The organism is Desulfitibacter alkalitolerans DSM 16504, assembly GCF_000620305.1.
Lineage (GTDB): Bacteria > Bacillota > DSM-16504 > Desulfitibacterales > Desulfitibacteraceae > Desulfitibacter > Desulfitibacter alkalitolerans.
On the sequence record NZ_JHVU01000024.1, the window covers coordinates 124,676 to 140,913 of the forward strand.

Genomic DNA, 16,238 nt, shown 5'->3' on the forward strand with positions numbered 1-16,238 from the left:
CCCTTTTAGTATTTCAAGATAATTGTCATCCGTCCATCTTCTCTTTTTCATTATTTTTTTCTTTATTCTCATTGCCCTTGCGGGAGGCTAAAAACCATTTCTCAGGATCTGGCAGCAAGGACCTGATTTCCATGGGCAGGGGAAACAGTATAGTGGTGCCTTTTGAATCAGCTGCTTCAGAAAGAGATCTAAGCATCCTTAGAGTCATGGCTCCTTCCTGGGCACTTAGGATACCAGTAGCCTCTGCTAGCCTTTCGGCAGCCTGCCTTTCTCCTTCTGCCTGTATTACTATGGCTCTCCTGTCCCTTTCTGCTTCCGCCTGTCTAGCAATGGCTCTCTGCATTTCAGTGGGCAGTATTACATCTTTGATTTCTACTGCAGTTACTTTTATGCCCCATGGGTCTGTAGCCTCATCAACTATTCTTTGAATTATTTTATTGAGCTTCTCTCTTTGTGACAAAAGTTCATCCAGATCTGCCTGGCCCACAACGCTTCTTAAGGTTGTCTGGGCAAACTGACTTGTTGCATCATGAAACTTTTCCACATTGACAATGGCTTTTTCAGGAGCAACGGCCCTGTAATATAAAACTGCATTAACCTTGCACGTTACATTGTCCTTTGTAATTACCTCCTGGGGAGGTACATCAAATGTAATTGTACGCAAGGAGACTCGCTCAATCTTGTCAATAATGGGAATAATAATTACTAATCCTGGACCTCTTACTCCAACAAGCCTGCCTAATCTAAATAATACACCTCGTTCATATTCAGGTAAAATTTTTATTGCCATGCTTAAAATAGCTAGTATAAAAGTAGCTACTACTATTAGCGATAACAAACTTTCTGAAATAAACAGCATTTTTTATTCCTCCCTTTCACTAATATTTGTTCTTTCGGGTTCAACAACTAAATACATACCCTTTCTTCCAATGACCCTGACATTTTCACCCTGGGAAATGCTTATGCCACCTTTGCTTACGGCTTTCCAAATCTCTCCCTTTACTTTTACTAATCCTTCTGGATTAATGTCTTCAATTACTGGCACAACTTGATTGGAAAACTCTTCATCACCATGGATTTTTTGTACCTTGCGCAGTTTTATTATTCCTGAAAGTAAGATTATTAACAAAGCCCCACTTACAATGCCGATACCTATAGCCGTCATTCTAAATCTTGAAAACCAATCAGTTGGCATCATGGGCTCTATGGGCAAGAAAATACTGCCCAAAACAATACTAATCACTCCGCCTACCCCCAGGACCCCATAGGTTGGAGTAAAGGCTTCTGCAACGAGGAGCAATATCCCTATAATTATCAATAAACCTGCAAGAATATTTACTTCAAACAGGCCCAAACCATATAAAGCCAGTATCAAACTTATTACACCCATTACTTCCGGCAAAAAGGTACCTGGAGAATTAAAGCCAATTATAAGCCCATATACACCTAGCAGCAAAAGAATAAAAGTGACCTGGGGATTGCTGACAAAATGGGTTATTCTTTCAGAGGTCTTCATTTCAACAGTTTGAATATCTGCTCCCAAGGTATTTAAAACAACAACCCTTTCTTGAATGGTAATTTCCTTGCCATGTATCATCTCTAAAAGTTCTCCTAGATTGACAGCAACATGGTCAATTACCTGCTTTTCCAGGGCTTCTTTGTAATCTATAGTTAAATTTTCTTTAACAAATTTTTCAGCTATATCTACTGGACGTCCACGTTCTTCAGCAATACTTCTCATGTGGCCTGCTAGAAAATTGATAGTTTTATCATCAGCACTTTGGGTTCCTTCTCCAGTAACTGGAGCCATTGTAACTGGCATTGCAGCACCACATGTAGTTGCTGGGCTCATTGCGGCCACATGACCACAAATAAGAATAAATGTACCTGCTGAAGCAGCAATTGCCCCTGGCGGGGTGACATACGTAATAACTGGAATTTGGGCAGCTGAAATGTCCTGAATAATGTCTAAGGTTGCGGTAACTAATCCCCCTGGAGTATTTAGTTGTATTACTACTGCCTGGGCCCCTTGCTTCTCTGCAAGCTGGATGGCTCTTTTAATGGTGCTTGCTGTACCGGCGGTTACCATATCATCTACTGCGACAGTAATTACCTTTGGTTGAACAGCAGCTCCTGCAGAAGCAGTAAATGTTAATAAAAGACATAAAACACACAGCATGGTTAGTTTGCAAATTTTCCGAATCATTTGCCTCCCCTTCTCTTTATACTCTTTGGTTTTCTTCTTTTGACAGGGAATTATGTAATTAATTGTAATCCAATTATACCATAATTTTTGCTAGTTTTTGCACAAATAAGGACATTTCCATAATGCTTTAGTATTTTATTAAAATTTTTCTTTGGGTATAGGAAGCATTACATAGCAATAAAGGCACTCCCAATTAAGGAAATGCCTTCACTTAAAACAAAACTCGGCTTGCGTCAAGTCTTTGACGCTGGCGGAAGCCTTAGTCTTTGTGGTTACTATCTACCTTGTGGAACTTATACTTTCTGCCCTGATAGTGTAAAAAATTTATTTACTTGGAATGCTGAAGCCAAATGTACTTCCTTTCCCCTCTTGACTGCTTACCCAGACATTCCCTCCATGTGCTTCAATAATACTCTTTACGATAGCTAATCCAAGCCCTGTACCTGTTTTGCCCCTTTTTCGGGATTTATCAGCTTTATGAAACCTTTCCCATACTAAATCTAAATCTCCTTGGGGGATACCGCAACCGGTATCACTAACTTCCACATGAATCTGTTTTGAACTGTCTGTATATGCTTTAAGAGTTATTTGACCTTCTACTGTATGATTGAGGGCATTTTCAACTAAATTAATCATAACCTGATGCAGTCTATCATAATCACCATCAACATCTGGCAAATCTTTTTCAATAATTGTCTCAAACCTTAAACCTGTTTTTGAAATAGCAGGTTTGTACTTCTCCTGAATTGTATTTAAAAGACTGGCAATAGAGATTCTTGTCTTTTCTAAAGTAAAATTTCCAGTTTGCAGCCGTGAAAGATCAAAAAGCTCATTTACCATTCTTTTTAATCTTAGAGTTTCTTGAAATATAACTTTAGCATATCTATCCTGCTCACTTGTATCTTCAGCTACGCCATCAATTATGGCCTCGGAATATCCCTGCAGCAAGCTCAAGGGAGTTCTTAATTCATGGGATACATTGGCAATAAAATCTCTACGCATCTGCTCCAGCTCTCTTTCCCTGGTAACGTCCTGCAGCACTCCAACTACTCCTATAACTTCATCTGTTGTATTATCTATTAATGGCGCCATCCTTGCAGATATGGTCTTTTTAGTTAGCCCAATATCCCTTTGATTAATTGATTTGCTTTCTATAACCTTGCTAAAAAGCTCCTTAAGCTCGGCAAAACCAGGATTCTTAAAAAAGTTACCTCTAAGCTCCAAATCCTTATTTTCTTTCTGAAACAGTTTTTCTGTTTGATTGTTTACCAGAATCACATTACCTTTATTATCTAGAGTAATAACTCCATCAGACATGCTGGCTAATACTTTCTCCAGTTTAGACTTTTCATGGGAAAGTTCGTTTATTTTACTTTTTAACTGGTCAGATAGGTTATTTAAACTAGCCCCTAACAATCCTACCTCGTCATTACTATTAACTTCCATCTTATTGTCAAAATTGCCCTTGGCCATTTCATTTGCCACTTTATTCATCTGCACCAGGGGCTTTGACAAGGTTTTAGATAAAAAGTAGCTGACTACACTTGCCAGTATAATAGCAGCCATTGCACTATATATGATCAATCCTCTCATTGAGTTAACTGTATCTGTAATTGGTGCAATGGGCCTAAACATCATTAGCACATTTTCCACTTCATCGCCCTCATAAACTGGAATAGCAACAGAAAGCATGGGTCCTTCAAAGTGATGGTGATGAAAACCTCTTTTGATAATACTTTCTCCTGCAAAGACCTTTGCCAGTTCTGCAGTGGTAAGAAAATGTCCCGTAGGCGGTCCCATCATTAAATCACATGCTTGTGTTGTTCCATCCCTATCCACTATAATTATATGGGCATTAAGAAATTCACTTAAAAGGGTTAATTCATTGGTTAAATGTGTTGGATCATCTTCTTTATTAATAATGCTCGTTAACTTGTGACCACTTTCAATAAGGTCAGAGGATATTTGTGAATAATAAAAGTCTTCTAATAACCTAATTAGTCCAAAACTAAGAAACAAGAGTATAATCATTATAAGCAGGATAATGGCTACCCACTGTTTTAAAATTATACTCCTGCTAATCATTGGCAGCCTCAAATTTATATCCTACTCCCCAGACTGTACTTATATAATCAGGGCCACTATTTCTGCCTAACTTTTCTCTTAGCTTTTTTACATGAGTATCAACAGTTCTAAAATCTCCAAAAAAGTCATATCCCCATATATTTTCAAGAAGCTGTTCACGGGTAAACACCCTGCCTGGGGAACTGGCTAAATAATACAGCAAATTAAATTCTTTAGGAGTTAAATTTAGCTCCTTCATGTCTAACAGAACTTTTCTCGTTACTGGATCTATTTCCAGACGAGTAAATTTTAGTGCTTTTTCTTGTTTATTAATAGGCAAGGTTCTTTTTAACATAACCTTTACCCTATGAGCTAACTCTCTTGGACTAAAAGGTTTCACAACATAGTCATCACACCCTAATTCAAATCCAAGTATTCTTTCATATTCTTCTCCGCGGGCTGTGAGCATAATTATTGGCTTGTCACTAAAACTCCTTATTTCCTTCACCAGGCCAAAACCATCCATGCCAGGCATCATTACATCTATTACAAATAAGTCATATCCAGTATCCTCTATTTTTTTTAAGGCTTCTTTTGAATCTGCTGCTGTATCAGCAGCTATTCCTTCTTTTTTTAAATATATTTTAACCAGTTCTCTAATGCCATCTTCATCATCAACTACTAAAACTATTGGTTTATCCACATTTACACCCCCAAACACTGCCAACTAAAATATTTTTCATTATACCATAAAGCTTTTAAATACATTCAAGGCTTTTATGATCCTTTTAATATTTTTCTTTTGTGTTTATATTCCGCCTCTGTAATTTCCCCAGAAGCCAGTTTCTCATCTAGTATTCTAAAAGCTGAGCTCTTATCCTCTTTTGTTGTTATTTTATTTACCAGCAGTACAATTCCTACAATTAAAAATACCCAGAATAACATGTGTGCCGCCATCCAAAGCCATCCACTTCCAAAACCGTATCCAAACATTGGCATCATATATCATCTCCTTCAAAATTAATTTATTTGTTAAAACAAAGTTAGTTTGCCTAATACTAATTATAAAAGTAATTTTTGACGAAACTATGATTATAATTAGTAGTTTTTGTTGCAAAAAGAGAGCTACCTAACGTCTAGATGAGCTCTCTCCCTGGCTATCCTTTTTAAAAGTTTAAATACTACCAACTATTAAATCTGATTTTGAGTACTAGTACACTTTACTTTCATTTCTTTGCTGTAATAAGCTTTACAATATCAGATAGCAGGTTTTTTACTTCAACTATTGATAAACCGGCCTGCAGCATATTAGCTTCTGTTCTTCTGTTTATATTAACACCTTGGAATCTAACTGTTAATGGGTTTAATAAATCCATCACAGTCCCCACTACTGCTCTTTCACTTCTTACATGTTCCAGGAGGTACAGCCTGCCATCTTGTTTAACTACCCGTCTTAATTCTTGAAAACCTTTCACTGGAAACGGTACAGAACAAAAGACACAAGCAGTTATTATGGTGTCAAAGGTATTGTCAGCAAATGGCAGCTCCTGGATATCAGCTAATTTTAATTCAATGGGAACCTTAGCCTGGGATATTTTGCTTTCTGCTATTTCTAACATGCTCTGGCTAAAATCTATTCCTATGACTTTTACCCCCTGAGGATAATATGGAAAATTGGCTCCTGTCCCTACACCTGCTTCCAGCACTAAACCCTTTGCATTTTTGCACAGCATTTCTCTCCACTTTCCCATCATCATCCTGTCCATGGGGCCCATTATTTTGTCATAATTCTTTGCTTTTTTATTATACTTTTCTCTCACCTGCTGTGTAGTTTCCCTGTCAAGAGTTTCATAGTCCAAAATAATCACCCTCTTGTTTTTTATAGATTTCAATATGACACTATCCATACTATTTTACCCTTTTGTCAATGAATGTAAAAGAAAGAAATGCCCGATCCTGCTTGTGCTGCTTTATCCCCCCTTTAGAAATTTTCTTGGGTTTATCTAAGTATAGAATGAAGATTTGATGAAAATATGACCATATTTAGAACATTTAAGTATAAATGAAAAAGCAAGAGGTGTATATTACTCACACCCCTTGCTAAGGTAACCAATCCTAATGCATATATATCAGTGCCAGGAAATAGACAAGCCATTCCTTTTTCATGGAACATTGCAGGCAAATATTTATTTCTTTGTACCTTGCGAGACCACAATGGGAGCAAGCACACTATCCTTTAGAAGTTCAACACATTGACCCATGTAAGCCCCAATTTTTTCTGAAGGGTCATTAGTAGGAATTCCTATAGCTCTAGCCACCAGTTCTGTTAAATCCATTTGCTTAACTTTTGTACCCATGGCATGGCAGGTAGCATTAAACTGGGAACCACATCCGGCACAGTTTGTAACCAAATATTCTGCTCCGGTAGCCTCTGCTTCCCTTACCCTTGTCATTCCACTGTGGGCAACAGATGGTAAAGAATCAAAAGCTGAAACAAGCCCGCAGCATAAGCCTTGTTCTTTCACATGCTCCATTTCACGTAGTTCAAGTCCGGGAATGGCCAGTATAATATTTCTTGGTTCATGGTAATGACCAAACCAACGTCCTACGTGACAGGAGTCGTGATAAGTAACCTTGTGATTAAGGGGAGTGGTAAATGTTAATTTACCATCTGCAATCAACTCACTAAGATAAACTACTATATGTTTAAAACGAATATTACATTCTAGCCCCATTTCTAAAGCCATTTGGGGATAGTTTTCATTAAATGTAGCATAACACCCTGGACATGAAAAAACTATGGTTTCAACACCAGATTTTTTAAACATTTCCAAATTGCTTTTTACTAATTCTTGAAAGTCTTTTTTGTAACCTCCTAGAGCTAAATACAACCCGCAGCAGCGTTCATCTTCACCATAGTGGACAAAAGGTATTTCTAAATGTTCCAATATTCTTGTGGTATTTTGGGCCATATTGTCCATGATTGTTGCGGCCCAGCAACCTGACCAATAGGCAATTTCCCCATGTTTTTCTGTTGCTACATCCAACCATTTTAGTCTCTCCTGGGCAGGTATTCCCCAAAAATTACCTGTTGTTAAAACATTGTTGCGAATAAACTCTAATCCTGTATTATGAAGTTTATTTTTATAAAACTCGTAACGCAGGGCCATCCAGTGGTGCGCATTATGGGCACGAATTTGGCAGACTGTATCACACTTTTTGCAGGTCGTACAAGCATATAATGCTTTTCCTACTTCATCATCCATAGGTATCTTTCCCTTGATATATTGATTAAGCAGAAAATATTTACCTCGCGGCGAATTACTCTCCCAAGGCATAGCATCAAATACCGTACATACATTTCGGCAGTAACCACACATTGCACATGAAAATGTATCGTCTGTAAGATGTTCATCAAGGGGTGATTCAAAATTATTCCCCTGCCATTTACTGAGCAGTCTTCCAGCAAGACCAATCAAACCACTGCCGGCATTAGCAACCTTCATGGCAGTAGTAAGCTTTTTTGTAGGGGAGTTTTTGTCTATAGACGGGGGTATAATCTTTCCAGGATTCATTAAGTTTTCCCTGTCAATTGACTGTTTGTATCTCCAAATCTCATCCAATTGCTGCACACCATAAAAGTTCCTGGCCCTGTCTGTAAAGTACATACCAATTGAGAAAACCTTCCCATCATATTTTTCTCCGGTATCAATGACATCTAGAGCACAGGCATAAGCCAGGGGAAAACCTAGTTTACGCTCGTCTGCCAACATGAATCCCAGTATGGAAATCTTGTCTGAACCTACCATGGTGCCTTCTAAAGCAAATTCGCCCTTGTACTTTCGTTCAATCTCACTGACAAAGCTCTCTACTTCCTTGATTGGGATGACAACCTCACTGGCAACCAGAGTAGGTCCTAATTTTTTAAAGCGCATGGGATAAAATTTGTCTTCCCATTCTTCTTTGGCCAGTTTTTCCCGCATAATTTTGCCGTTATAAGCAGCAGTTAGGTCTTGAATTTGTTTTTCAACAGAAGAACGACGCGGTTTTGGAAAAACCATGGTTACAAGATACTGATCTTCAGGTAAGACATAGTGTTCTAAAGCTTTTTGCTTCAAAGCTGTATAGGCAGGAGTAGTCAAACTCACATTCCACAAGAGAATTTTTTTCTCCGAGAGTCCATTTAAAAATTTTGCCGTGCTTTTCATATCTGGAAAAGCGGAAAGAATTACACTTTCTTCATCCTTTTCCCGGGCCTTGACCTCAACCTTAACAATCATACCTGTAATGCCACAAAGATTGTATATATATTTTAAGCCTTCACCGGAAAAGGTTTTAAGCTCTCCATTAGGCAAAACCACATCTGCAGAAATAATATTTTGGCTGCAATCACCAAATTCATAACTGCCATATCCACTTCCCCCCTGAGCAACCCAGCCCGCCACAGTTGAACTGTTAGCACTGGACGGATAAGCTCTTAATGCTAATCCACGCTTATTTAATTCTTTTTCCAGATTGCTCCAAATAACACCTGGTTGGACGCAAGCTGTCATTTTTTCTGTATCAATAGCCAAAATCTGATTCATTCTCACAAAATCAACCACTACACCTGCTTTTGCCGGGACACTTCCTCCAAAGCCAGCACTGCCTGCCCCCCTTGGCACAAGGGGAATATTTTCTTCACACGAGATTTTACATAAGGCAATAACCTCTTCCACATTGATTGGTTGGACAACAGCATCAGGTACACATTCCATCAAACCCCTGATCTGTTCGGGCATAATGCCCATGTCATGGGAATATACTATCCTTTCCACTTTGTTAAAGCGCACGCGCTCACCAAATATTTCTTGAATTCTTACCATCTGCTTGGCACTCAAATTATTTTTCATGATTCACTTCTCCTCCTTGGTTTTATTTTAAAAGGGTTAAGACCCTTAATATGTTTTGTTCAATAAAATTGTTCTATTACTAAATCATTGGTTAAAAAAATATAAAATACTTGATGAAGTGAATGCCTTTTCTTGAACCTTGGTTCAATTTAATTGAACTTATTTTTAATTTATTATTCGTGATAGGATTTTATATTCCTGCAAATATGGGCTTGTTTTTAAAGATTTTTTTAAAATAACCAAAAACAAAAAAGCTGCCGCAGCAGCTAGATAACTATATTTTTTCCATATTTCTGTTTCCATTTAAGGTTCCATTTAATAGGGGTTTGTTACGTTTAAAAAATTGGATATAGTTTAATATAAACTTCAGGTCTCCGGCTTCCAAATCCCTTATTGCTCTTAATACAGCCTGAACCCTTGGATCACCCAACAGTGATAAAAGATCAGAATTAAGAGAGGAAATGAGATTTTCCACATCTTCCTGTTCTAATAAAAAATAGCAAACAGACACGCCCAGGGCTTGAGCAATACTTTCCAGAGTATCTAATGACGGTTCGCTCTGATCATTTTCTATCTGGCTCACCATGGCAGGACTGATATTTGCTTTATCAGCCAAAGCCACTCCTGTTAGGCCTAATTTTTCTCTTTCCCTTCGAACCCGTTCTCCAATGGACACACTATCGGCATTCTTCTCCAAAAAGTATCTAATGGTAACATTCAGTGTTTCAGCCAGGCGTTCTAAAGTATCCAAGTCCGGTTCCTCTGTTCCTTCTTCAAATGCTTCAATCTTATCTGCAGAAATTCCGGACAGATCACTTAATTCTTCAATACTTAAGCTTCTACCCCTTCTAATAAACCGAATTTTTTCACCATAAACTTTTTCTGCTTCAAAAAGGTAGGTAGGTGAAATATTTAATATGTGTGATAATTTTTTCACCATAGCAATGGAAGGCTTTTTAACGTCCCGTTCCACAGCGCTCAAATAAGAATATGAAACTTTTAATTGCTCAGCAAGTTCTTTCAGCTTCATCCCTCGCTGTTTACGAAATCCACGTAAATTTTTGCCTAAACTCATTTATTTCACCCTGTCCAATAATTAATTAACTTAAACTATAGCATATACTGAAAAGAAAAACCAGCAGTTCCAAAGTCTCTCCATACGAAACCCATATGCTTACTGATGACTAGAAATTACAACGGTGTTTTTACCAGATTTTTTAGCCTTTAACAGTGCTTCATCTGCTTTCTTAATCAGCTCTTCCTTATTATTTATATCAGAATTCAGTGAAGAAATACCTGCACTAATAGTTATTTGTGATAAATCACCATTTTTAAAATTATTAATACCTATATGATTTAGAAAATTGACTAATTTAGTTTTTAGAGATAAATTTTCTTTTATTTCATCTTTTGTTTCTATAATAGTTTCTCTGTCAATGGTAAAAATATGTTCTTGTATTTTCAGCCTTAGTCTTTCCATTAAATTATATGCATCTTGCTCATTTGTTTCTGGCAAAATAATTACTAATTCATCCCCGCCATACCTGGCAAGAATATCTGATTTTCGTAAATTGTTTGATACAATAGCACCAAGCTCTCCTTGAACTTAGAATTGTCTACAAAGCTATTATACAGTATAAGCCATAAGTCAGATATTATTTTTTAAAAAAGTTAGGCTTCCACCTTTTGTGTCGGAATTAGTAACAGTTTGTGAACAATTGGTGAACTCTATTTATTTACTAAGAATTTTAAAGTAGAATAAAGTCAGTTACCAAGACCCAGTAACACAGCAATCCAACTTCCTTTGTTCAATTCTAAAGCACCACATGGGAAACCAAAGTGGTGCTTTAGATATTATCACCTGAAAGGAGAATTATAGTTATGAAAGAGCTATTTTCCATAGGTCCATTTACAGTGCATTTCTTTGGTGTAATGATTGCAATAGGTGTGATTGTTGGTCTGCTAGTGGCTTTACGTGAGGCAGAAAGAAAAAATCTGGACCATGCCAAAATATTTAACTTACTATTGTATACACTATTAGGAGGATTTCTCGGTGCCAGATTAGTCTATGTATTCATTTACAATCCAGGATACTATTTATCCAATCCAGTTGACATACTATATGTACACCAGGGTGGTTTATCAATTCATGGTGGTATCGCTGGAGGTATTATTGCAGGAGTTCTTTATGCACGAACTGCAAAGCTACCCTTATGGAGAACATCTGATGCTCTTATTCCCGCTTTAATCTTGGGACAAGCTATTGGAAGAGTTGGCTGTGATGTCTTTGGTGTTCCAATGGAAAATCAATATTTCTGGGGAATCCAAGTCCAAAACTCCCTTCTGCATCCAGTACAGGTATATGAATTTATTCTGAACTATTTGCTTTTTGGATACCTATGGGTTAAAAGGTTAAATATAAGATATGATGGACAGCTTTTGGTAAACTATTTATTGTTTTTCCCAGTAATCAGGGGCATAGTAGAATTGTTTAGAACTAATCCAATTTTTTTAGGAAGTATAAGTGTAGCCCATTTAATGAGTGTTATTTTTATAATTTTTGCTCTAGGACTTAGAAGTGTCCTGATTAAACATTCATATTATCCTAAAAAAGCTACAGGCCTTAAAAAATCTGAAGTCCTTAAAACAACCATTTTCATCCTGGCACTTATAGTGTTATCTTTGATGATTTTTTATGGGGTACAAGGAGTTTAGACTAAACTAAGCAGGATAAAGCAACAGGTCATATACCCTGTTGCTTTTTTAGAACAGACCCATGTAATATGTTCCCTAGTCAGTTAGTTCTGAAGCAGCCTTAAAGGTTTTTAACCTCATTGTATTAAGGACTACTGAAAGAGAACTAAAGGCCATTGCAGCAGCCGCAAGCATTGGGTTTAAGATTATACCAAAGAGCGGCCATAGTAACCCAGCTGCTACAGGTATTAATACAATATTATAGGCAAAGGCCCAAAATAGATTCTGCCAGATCATAACCATGGTTGCCTTGGAAAGTCTAATAGCTGTGGGTACTCCCCTCAAATCACCCCTGATTAAGGTTATATCAGATGCCTCCATGGCCACGTCAGTACCGGTACCAATGGCTATCCCTACATCTGCTTGTGCTAATGCAGGTGCATCATTAATCCCATCACCAACCATTGCAACTATTTTGCCTTCCTCCTGGAGCTTTTTCACCTCTTGTGCCTTGTGTTCTGGTAATACTTCTGCCAGCACACGGTCAATTCCAACCTGACGTCCTACAGCATCAGCTGTACGTCTGTTGTCTCCTGTCAGCATAATAACCTCTATACCCATCTTTTTAAGCTCTTTAATAGCTTTTATTGAAGTTTCCTTCACCGTATCTGCAACAGCAACCACACCTGCTATATTTCCGTCTACAGCTACAAACATGGGTGTTTTTCCTTCATCAGCTAATGCATCAGCATTAGCCAGCATGCTGTCAGAAATCTCAACATTTTTGGATTTCATTAAACGAAGGTTCCCTATGAGAATAATCTTTTTTGATACCCTGGCCAGAATTCCATGGCCTGGAATTGCTTCAAACTCTTCAGGTTCTTCCAGATTAAGTCCTTTTTCCCTTGCACCTTTAACAATTGCCTCCCCTAATGGATGCTCTGACCCGCTTTCTACAGAGGCTATCAATCGTAAAACCTCATCCTCATGAAAACCGTCATTTACTATTAAATCTGTTAGAGAAGGCTCTCCAAAGGTAATGGTACCGGTCTTGTCGAATACAATAGTATTTATCTTATGAGCTGTTTCCAGACTTTCAGCACCTTTTATCAAAATACCATTTTCCGCACCTTTACCTGTACCTACCATTATGGCTGTAGGAGTAGCCAGGCCCAGGGCACAGGGGCAGGCAATAATTAATACTGCGATAAAGGTAGTTAAACCAAATATCAAGGATGGTTCCGGTCCAAAAGCCCACCATAGGACAAAGCTTAAAGCTGCTATGATTACTACACCTGGAACAAAATAAGCTGATATAACATCCACCAGCTTCTGAATTGGTGCTTTAGAACCCTGCGCTTCCTCAACCAGTCTTATAATCTGGGCTAACATGGTGTCCCTGCCAACTTTTGTTGCTCTAAACTTAAAAGTACCAGTTTTATTAATTGTAGCACCAATTACCTCGTCACCCACTGACTTTTCAACTGGAATGCTTTCTCCTGTTAGCATGGATTCATCTAAAGCTGAACGGCCGCTTACAATTTCACCATCCACAGGCACCTTTTCACCGGGACGAACTATTACTATATCACCTATGACTACATCCTCAATGGGAATGTCCACTTCCTGCTCATTTCTAATTACCCTGGCTGTCTTTGCCTGCATACCCATTAGACGGCGAATGGCTTCTGATGTTTTACCCTTGGCTTTTGCTTCTAATAGTCTTCCTAGAAGAATTAGGGTGGTAATTACTGTAGCCACATCATAGTAAAGCTGATATGGAAAGCCTAGTCCCGTTAAAAAAGCAGGGAACAATGTCATGGCTGCACTATAAAACCAGGCTGAAGAGGTACCCATTGCTACTAAAACATTCATATCACTAGTGCCATGGGATAAGGCTGCATAGGCTCCCCTGTAGAATCTCCATCCTGATATAAATTGAACTGGAGTTGTTAGTATTAATAGTGTTAGTGGCATTGTTAAAACTGCGGGAACCCATTGTCCCCAACCCTCCATCATATGAGGCAGAGAACCAATTAGAACTATAGTTGTCAATACTGCTCCCAGGATAAAATCAAGGGTTAGCCTTTTCATTTCTTTTTCTCTTTCTAACCTTTCCCTGTCTTCACTAGTCTCCCTTTGCCCATCAAAAACCTGGTAACCAAGTTTTACTATTACCTTCTTAATATCAGCCAGAGAAATTGCATCACTATCATACTCTACAGTAACCCTTTCTGCTGCCAGGTTAACTGAAGCAGAAAAGACTCCTGCCACCTTTTTAACTTCATTTTCAATACGCCGTACACAAGAAGCACAGGTCATACCCCCAACAGGCAGGGTCACTTTTTCAACATTAGCTGGATAGGCATTATATCCAATTTCCTTTATAAAATTAACTATTTCCTCCACCCTAACTACTGTATCGTCATAATCAATAGTAACCTTCTCAGTACTGAGGTTTACATTAGCTTCAGAGATACCATCTAACTTTTTAAGACCTGTTTCTACCCTGCGAACACAAGACGCACAGGTCATGCCTTTAATTTTTAAAGCTATGTGAGCCATAATAACATCTCCATATCTTGTATATTTATTTTTTATACCAATTCTACTTTGCATATTTATCGATAAGTTCAATAACCTCATCTATCTTTTCATCGCCATGACCTTCTGAGAAAGCCTGCCTAACACAATGCTTAATGTGTTGATCAATTATTCTTAAGTTTGCTTTCTTAAGGAGTGCCTGTACTGAAAGAATCTGTTTAGAAATATCAACACAGTATCTATCATCTTCCAGCATTTTAATGATACCCTCCATTTGCCCTTTGGAGGTTTTTAAAAGATTCATTACCTTTACTTTTTCCGACCTTTCCATAGCTAAACACCTCCAAGCTTATAATGCCCAACTATCAAAATACAATTGCCCATCCCCTCATGGGGTGGGGTTATGGTTATAATTATAATACCTTTTTCCTATCTGTCAAGTAAGAATTTTAGTATTGTACTTTAACTCACATTACAGGTCTAATAATTCCCTCTGCTTTTACAAATAATAACAACCATAAGAAGTAATATTGCAGGTATTTAAAGGTGGGAGGTTAAGAAAAAGCAAATGAATAATTATCGAGGAATAATTATTGGCATTATAGTACTTGTAGGCCTATTTTCTATACCCTTCTGGTATAATACAGGCCAGCAAAACGAAAGGCCGGAAATAAGTTTAGATACCCCGGAAATACAGGCATTAGAAGTAAAGGAATGCATAGAGGACACAGAATATATGCGTGCAAACCACATGAAGCTCCTTGCTGAATGGAGAACTTCAGTAGTTAGAGATGGCGCCAGGATTTATGCAGCAAGTGATGGCCAAGAATACGTGAAATGCGTTCAAGAAACCTGCTTATATTGCCATTCTAACAGGGAACGGTTTTGTGATGCTTGTCATAGTTTTGCAGGAATAGAGCCTAATTGCTGGGACTGTCATGATAGTTTATAAAGCTATTGTCTCTTTCTGAGCATTAGGACTATGGTAATTATTAAAATAGTGGTAAAAACTACAGCCAGCCAAAAGCTGCTAAGTTGAATAATTTGATAGGCTACTAAAACTTCGAGTGCAATGGAGGGTAATTTCCCCAGGGCTGTAGCAACCAAAAAAGGCAGAAGATGCATGTTGCTTACAGCCCCTGCCAGGGTTACTAAACCAGATGGCACATAGGGAAGCAGCCTGGCCTCAAATATTAGGATATTAATTTTAAACCCTTGGGCCTGAGTAATCTTTTTAATTAGTGGGTAATTCATTCCTATTTGTTCTGTTCGATGTTTAAATCCCCAGCGGTAAAGCTTAAAAGAAATACCGGCACCAATGACTTCTCCGAGCCATGAAATCAATAGTCCATTATAAATACCAAAAAACAAGACATTTGCTCCTGTAACAAAGATTGACGGCAGCACACCTAATATGGCAATCAGGATGCTGATTAATAAGCTTACTACTATTGCCCAATTATGCCATTTTTCTAATATATGTAATACCCACTCTGTTGACAGCATTTTAAAATGTCACTCACTTAAAAAAGATTTAAAAAAAAGACCTTTAACATAACCAATTTATACTGATTATGCTAAAGGCTTGATATTAAATATACAATTATTAATAAGTATTGTCAATTTATTAAAGAATCATATGCATATAACTAATGATTACAGCTCCCGCATCCACTGCATGTATGTTTTACCAGGGTAAAGCACCTTGGACAACGAATGATTTCGGAACTGGTCAGAATCATCTTGCAGTTTTCGCAAAGAATGTCTTTTTTCTCCTTCTCTTGAAATACATCTCCACCCTTTATGATCTTCCCAATTAAAGACATTATCACTTACTC

15 protein-coding genes are annotated in these 16,238 nt (G+C 37.8%); 2 read left to right on the forward strand and 13 right to left on the reverse strand.

Features of this window, described 5'->3' with window-relative positions; all coding sequences use genetic code 11:
* Nucleotides 1-25 precede the first annotated feature (25 nt).
* The 9 genes from K364_RS22645 to K364_RS0102960 all read right to left on the reverse strand — a co-directional run bounded on the left by K364_RS22645 (nt 26) and on the right by K364_RS0102960 (nt 10,747).
* Complete coding sequence (locus tag K364_RS22645) at nt 26-859, reverse strand: slipin family protein (protein WP_084295460.1); 834 nt, start codon at nt 857-859, stop codon at nt 26-28.
* 3 nt (nt 860-862) lie between these two features.
* The gene (locus K364_RS22650) at nt 863-2,206 is read right to left on the reverse strand and encodes an NfeD family protein (protein WP_051533769.1); all 1,344 of its coding nucleotides are present in this window, start codon (nt 2,204-2,206) and stop codon (nt 863-865) included.
* A gap of 324 nt (nt 2,207-2,530) precedes the next feature.
* A complete protein-coding gene (locus K364_RS0102930) occupies nt 2,531-4,291 on the reverse strand; it encodes an ATP-binding protein (protein WP_028306776.1) in 1,761 nt (586 codons plus the stop codon).
* Nucleotides 4,284-4,973 (reverse strand): response regulator transcription factor, encoded by a 690-nt coding sequence (locus K364_RS0102935; RefSeq protein WP_028306777.1) that lies wholly within the window; start codon nt 4,971-4,973, stop codon nt 4,284-4,286. The genes K364_RS0102930 and K364_RS0102935 overlap by 8 nt, the downstream gene beginning before the upstream one ends.
* 74 nt (nt 4,974-5,047) lie before the next feature.
* On the reverse strand, nt 5,048-5,272 hold the full coding sequence (locus K364_RS0102940) for an SHOCT domain-containing protein (RefSeq protein WP_051533770.1): 225 nt from the start codon (nt 5,270-5,272) through the stop codon (nt 5,048-5,050).
* A 224-nt stretch (nt 5,273-5,496) separates the two neighbouring features.
* Nucleotides 5,497-6,129 (reverse strand): class I SAM-dependent methyltransferase, encoded by a 633-nt coding sequence (locus tag K364_RS0102945; protein WP_035267718.1) that lies wholly within the window; start codon nt 6,127-6,129, stop codon nt 5,497-5,499.
* 327 nt (nt 6,130-6,456) lie between these two features.
* Nucleotides 6,457-9,162 (reverse strand): FAD-binding and (Fe-S)-binding domain-containing protein, encoded by a 2,706-nt coding sequence (locus tag K364_RS0102950; protein ID WP_028306780.1) that lies wholly within the window; start codon nt 9,160-9,162, stop codon nt 6,457-6,459.
* A gap of 274 nt (nt 9,163-9,436) precedes the next feature.
* A complete protein-coding gene (locus tag K364_RS22655; protein WP_051533772.1) occupies nt 9,437-10,237 on the reverse strand; it encodes a helix-turn-helix domain-containing protein in 801 nt (266 codons plus the stop codon).
* Between the two features lie 99 nt (nt 10,238-10,336).
* On the reverse strand, nt 10,337-10,747 hold the full coding sequence (locus tag K364_RS0102960; protein ID WP_156946384.1) for a GGDEF domain-containing protein: 411 nt from the start codon (nt 10,745-10,747) through the stop codon (nt 10,337-10,339).
* A 296-nt stretch (nt 10,748-11,043) separates the two neighbouring features.
* On the opposite strand from K364_RS0102960, the gene lgt reads away from it, so the two are divergent.
* Complete coding sequence (gene lgt, locus K364_RS0102965) at nt 11,044-11,877, forward strand: prolipoprotein diacylglyceryl transferase (RefSeq protein WP_028306782.1); 834 nt, start codon at nt 11,044-11,046, stop codon at nt 11,875-11,877.
* Between the two features lie 75 nt (nt 11,878-11,952).
* On the opposite strand, the gene K364_RS0102970 is transcribed toward lgt, so the two are convergent.
* Together K364_RS0102970 and K364_RS0102975 are read right to left on the reverse strand one after the other, a co-directional pair.
* A complete protein-coding gene (locus K364_RS0102970; protein ID WP_028306783.1) occupies nt 11,953-14,421 on the reverse strand; it encodes a heavy metal translocating P-type ATPase in 2,469 nt (822 codons plus the stop codon).
* Between the two features lie 43 nt (nt 14,422-14,464).
* Nucleotides 14,465-14,731 carry a metal-sensing transcriptional repressor gene (locus K364_RS0102975; RefSeq protein ID WP_028306784.1) on the reverse strand — a complete coding sequence of 89 codons (267 nt, stop codon included), beginning with the start codon at nt 14,729-14,731 and terminating at the stop codon, nt 14,465-14,467.
* Nucleotides 14,732-14,968: 237 nt separating this feature from the next.
* Here K364_RS0102975 and dsrJ point away from each other — a divergent pair, with 237 nt between their 5' ends.
* Complete coding sequence (gene dsrJ, locus K364_RS0102980) at nt 14,969-15,352, forward strand: sulfate reduction electron transfer complex DsrMKJOP subunit DsrJ (protein ID WP_028306785.1); 384 nt, start codon at nt 14,969-14,971, stop codon at nt 15,350-15,352.
* Nucleotides 15,353-15,354: 2 nt separating this feature from the next.
* On the opposite strand, the gene K364_RS0102985 is transcribed toward dsrJ, so the two are convergent.
* Together K364_RS0102985 and K364_RS26550 are read right to left on the reverse strand one after the other, a co-directional pair.
* The gene (locus K364_RS0102985) at nt 15,355-15,903 is read right to left on the reverse strand and encodes a TVP38/TMEM64 family protein (protein ID WP_051533781.1); all 549 of its coding nucleotides are present in this window, start codon (nt 15,901-15,903) and stop codon (nt 15,355-15,357) included.
* A gap of 146 nt (nt 15,904-16,049) precedes the next feature.
* Entirely contained in the window at nt 16,050-16,226 is a 177-nt protein-coding gene (locus K364_RS26550; RefSeq protein WP_156946385.1) for a hypothetical protein, read from the reverse strand.
* Between the last annotated feature and the right edge of the window lie 12 nt (nt 16,227-16,238).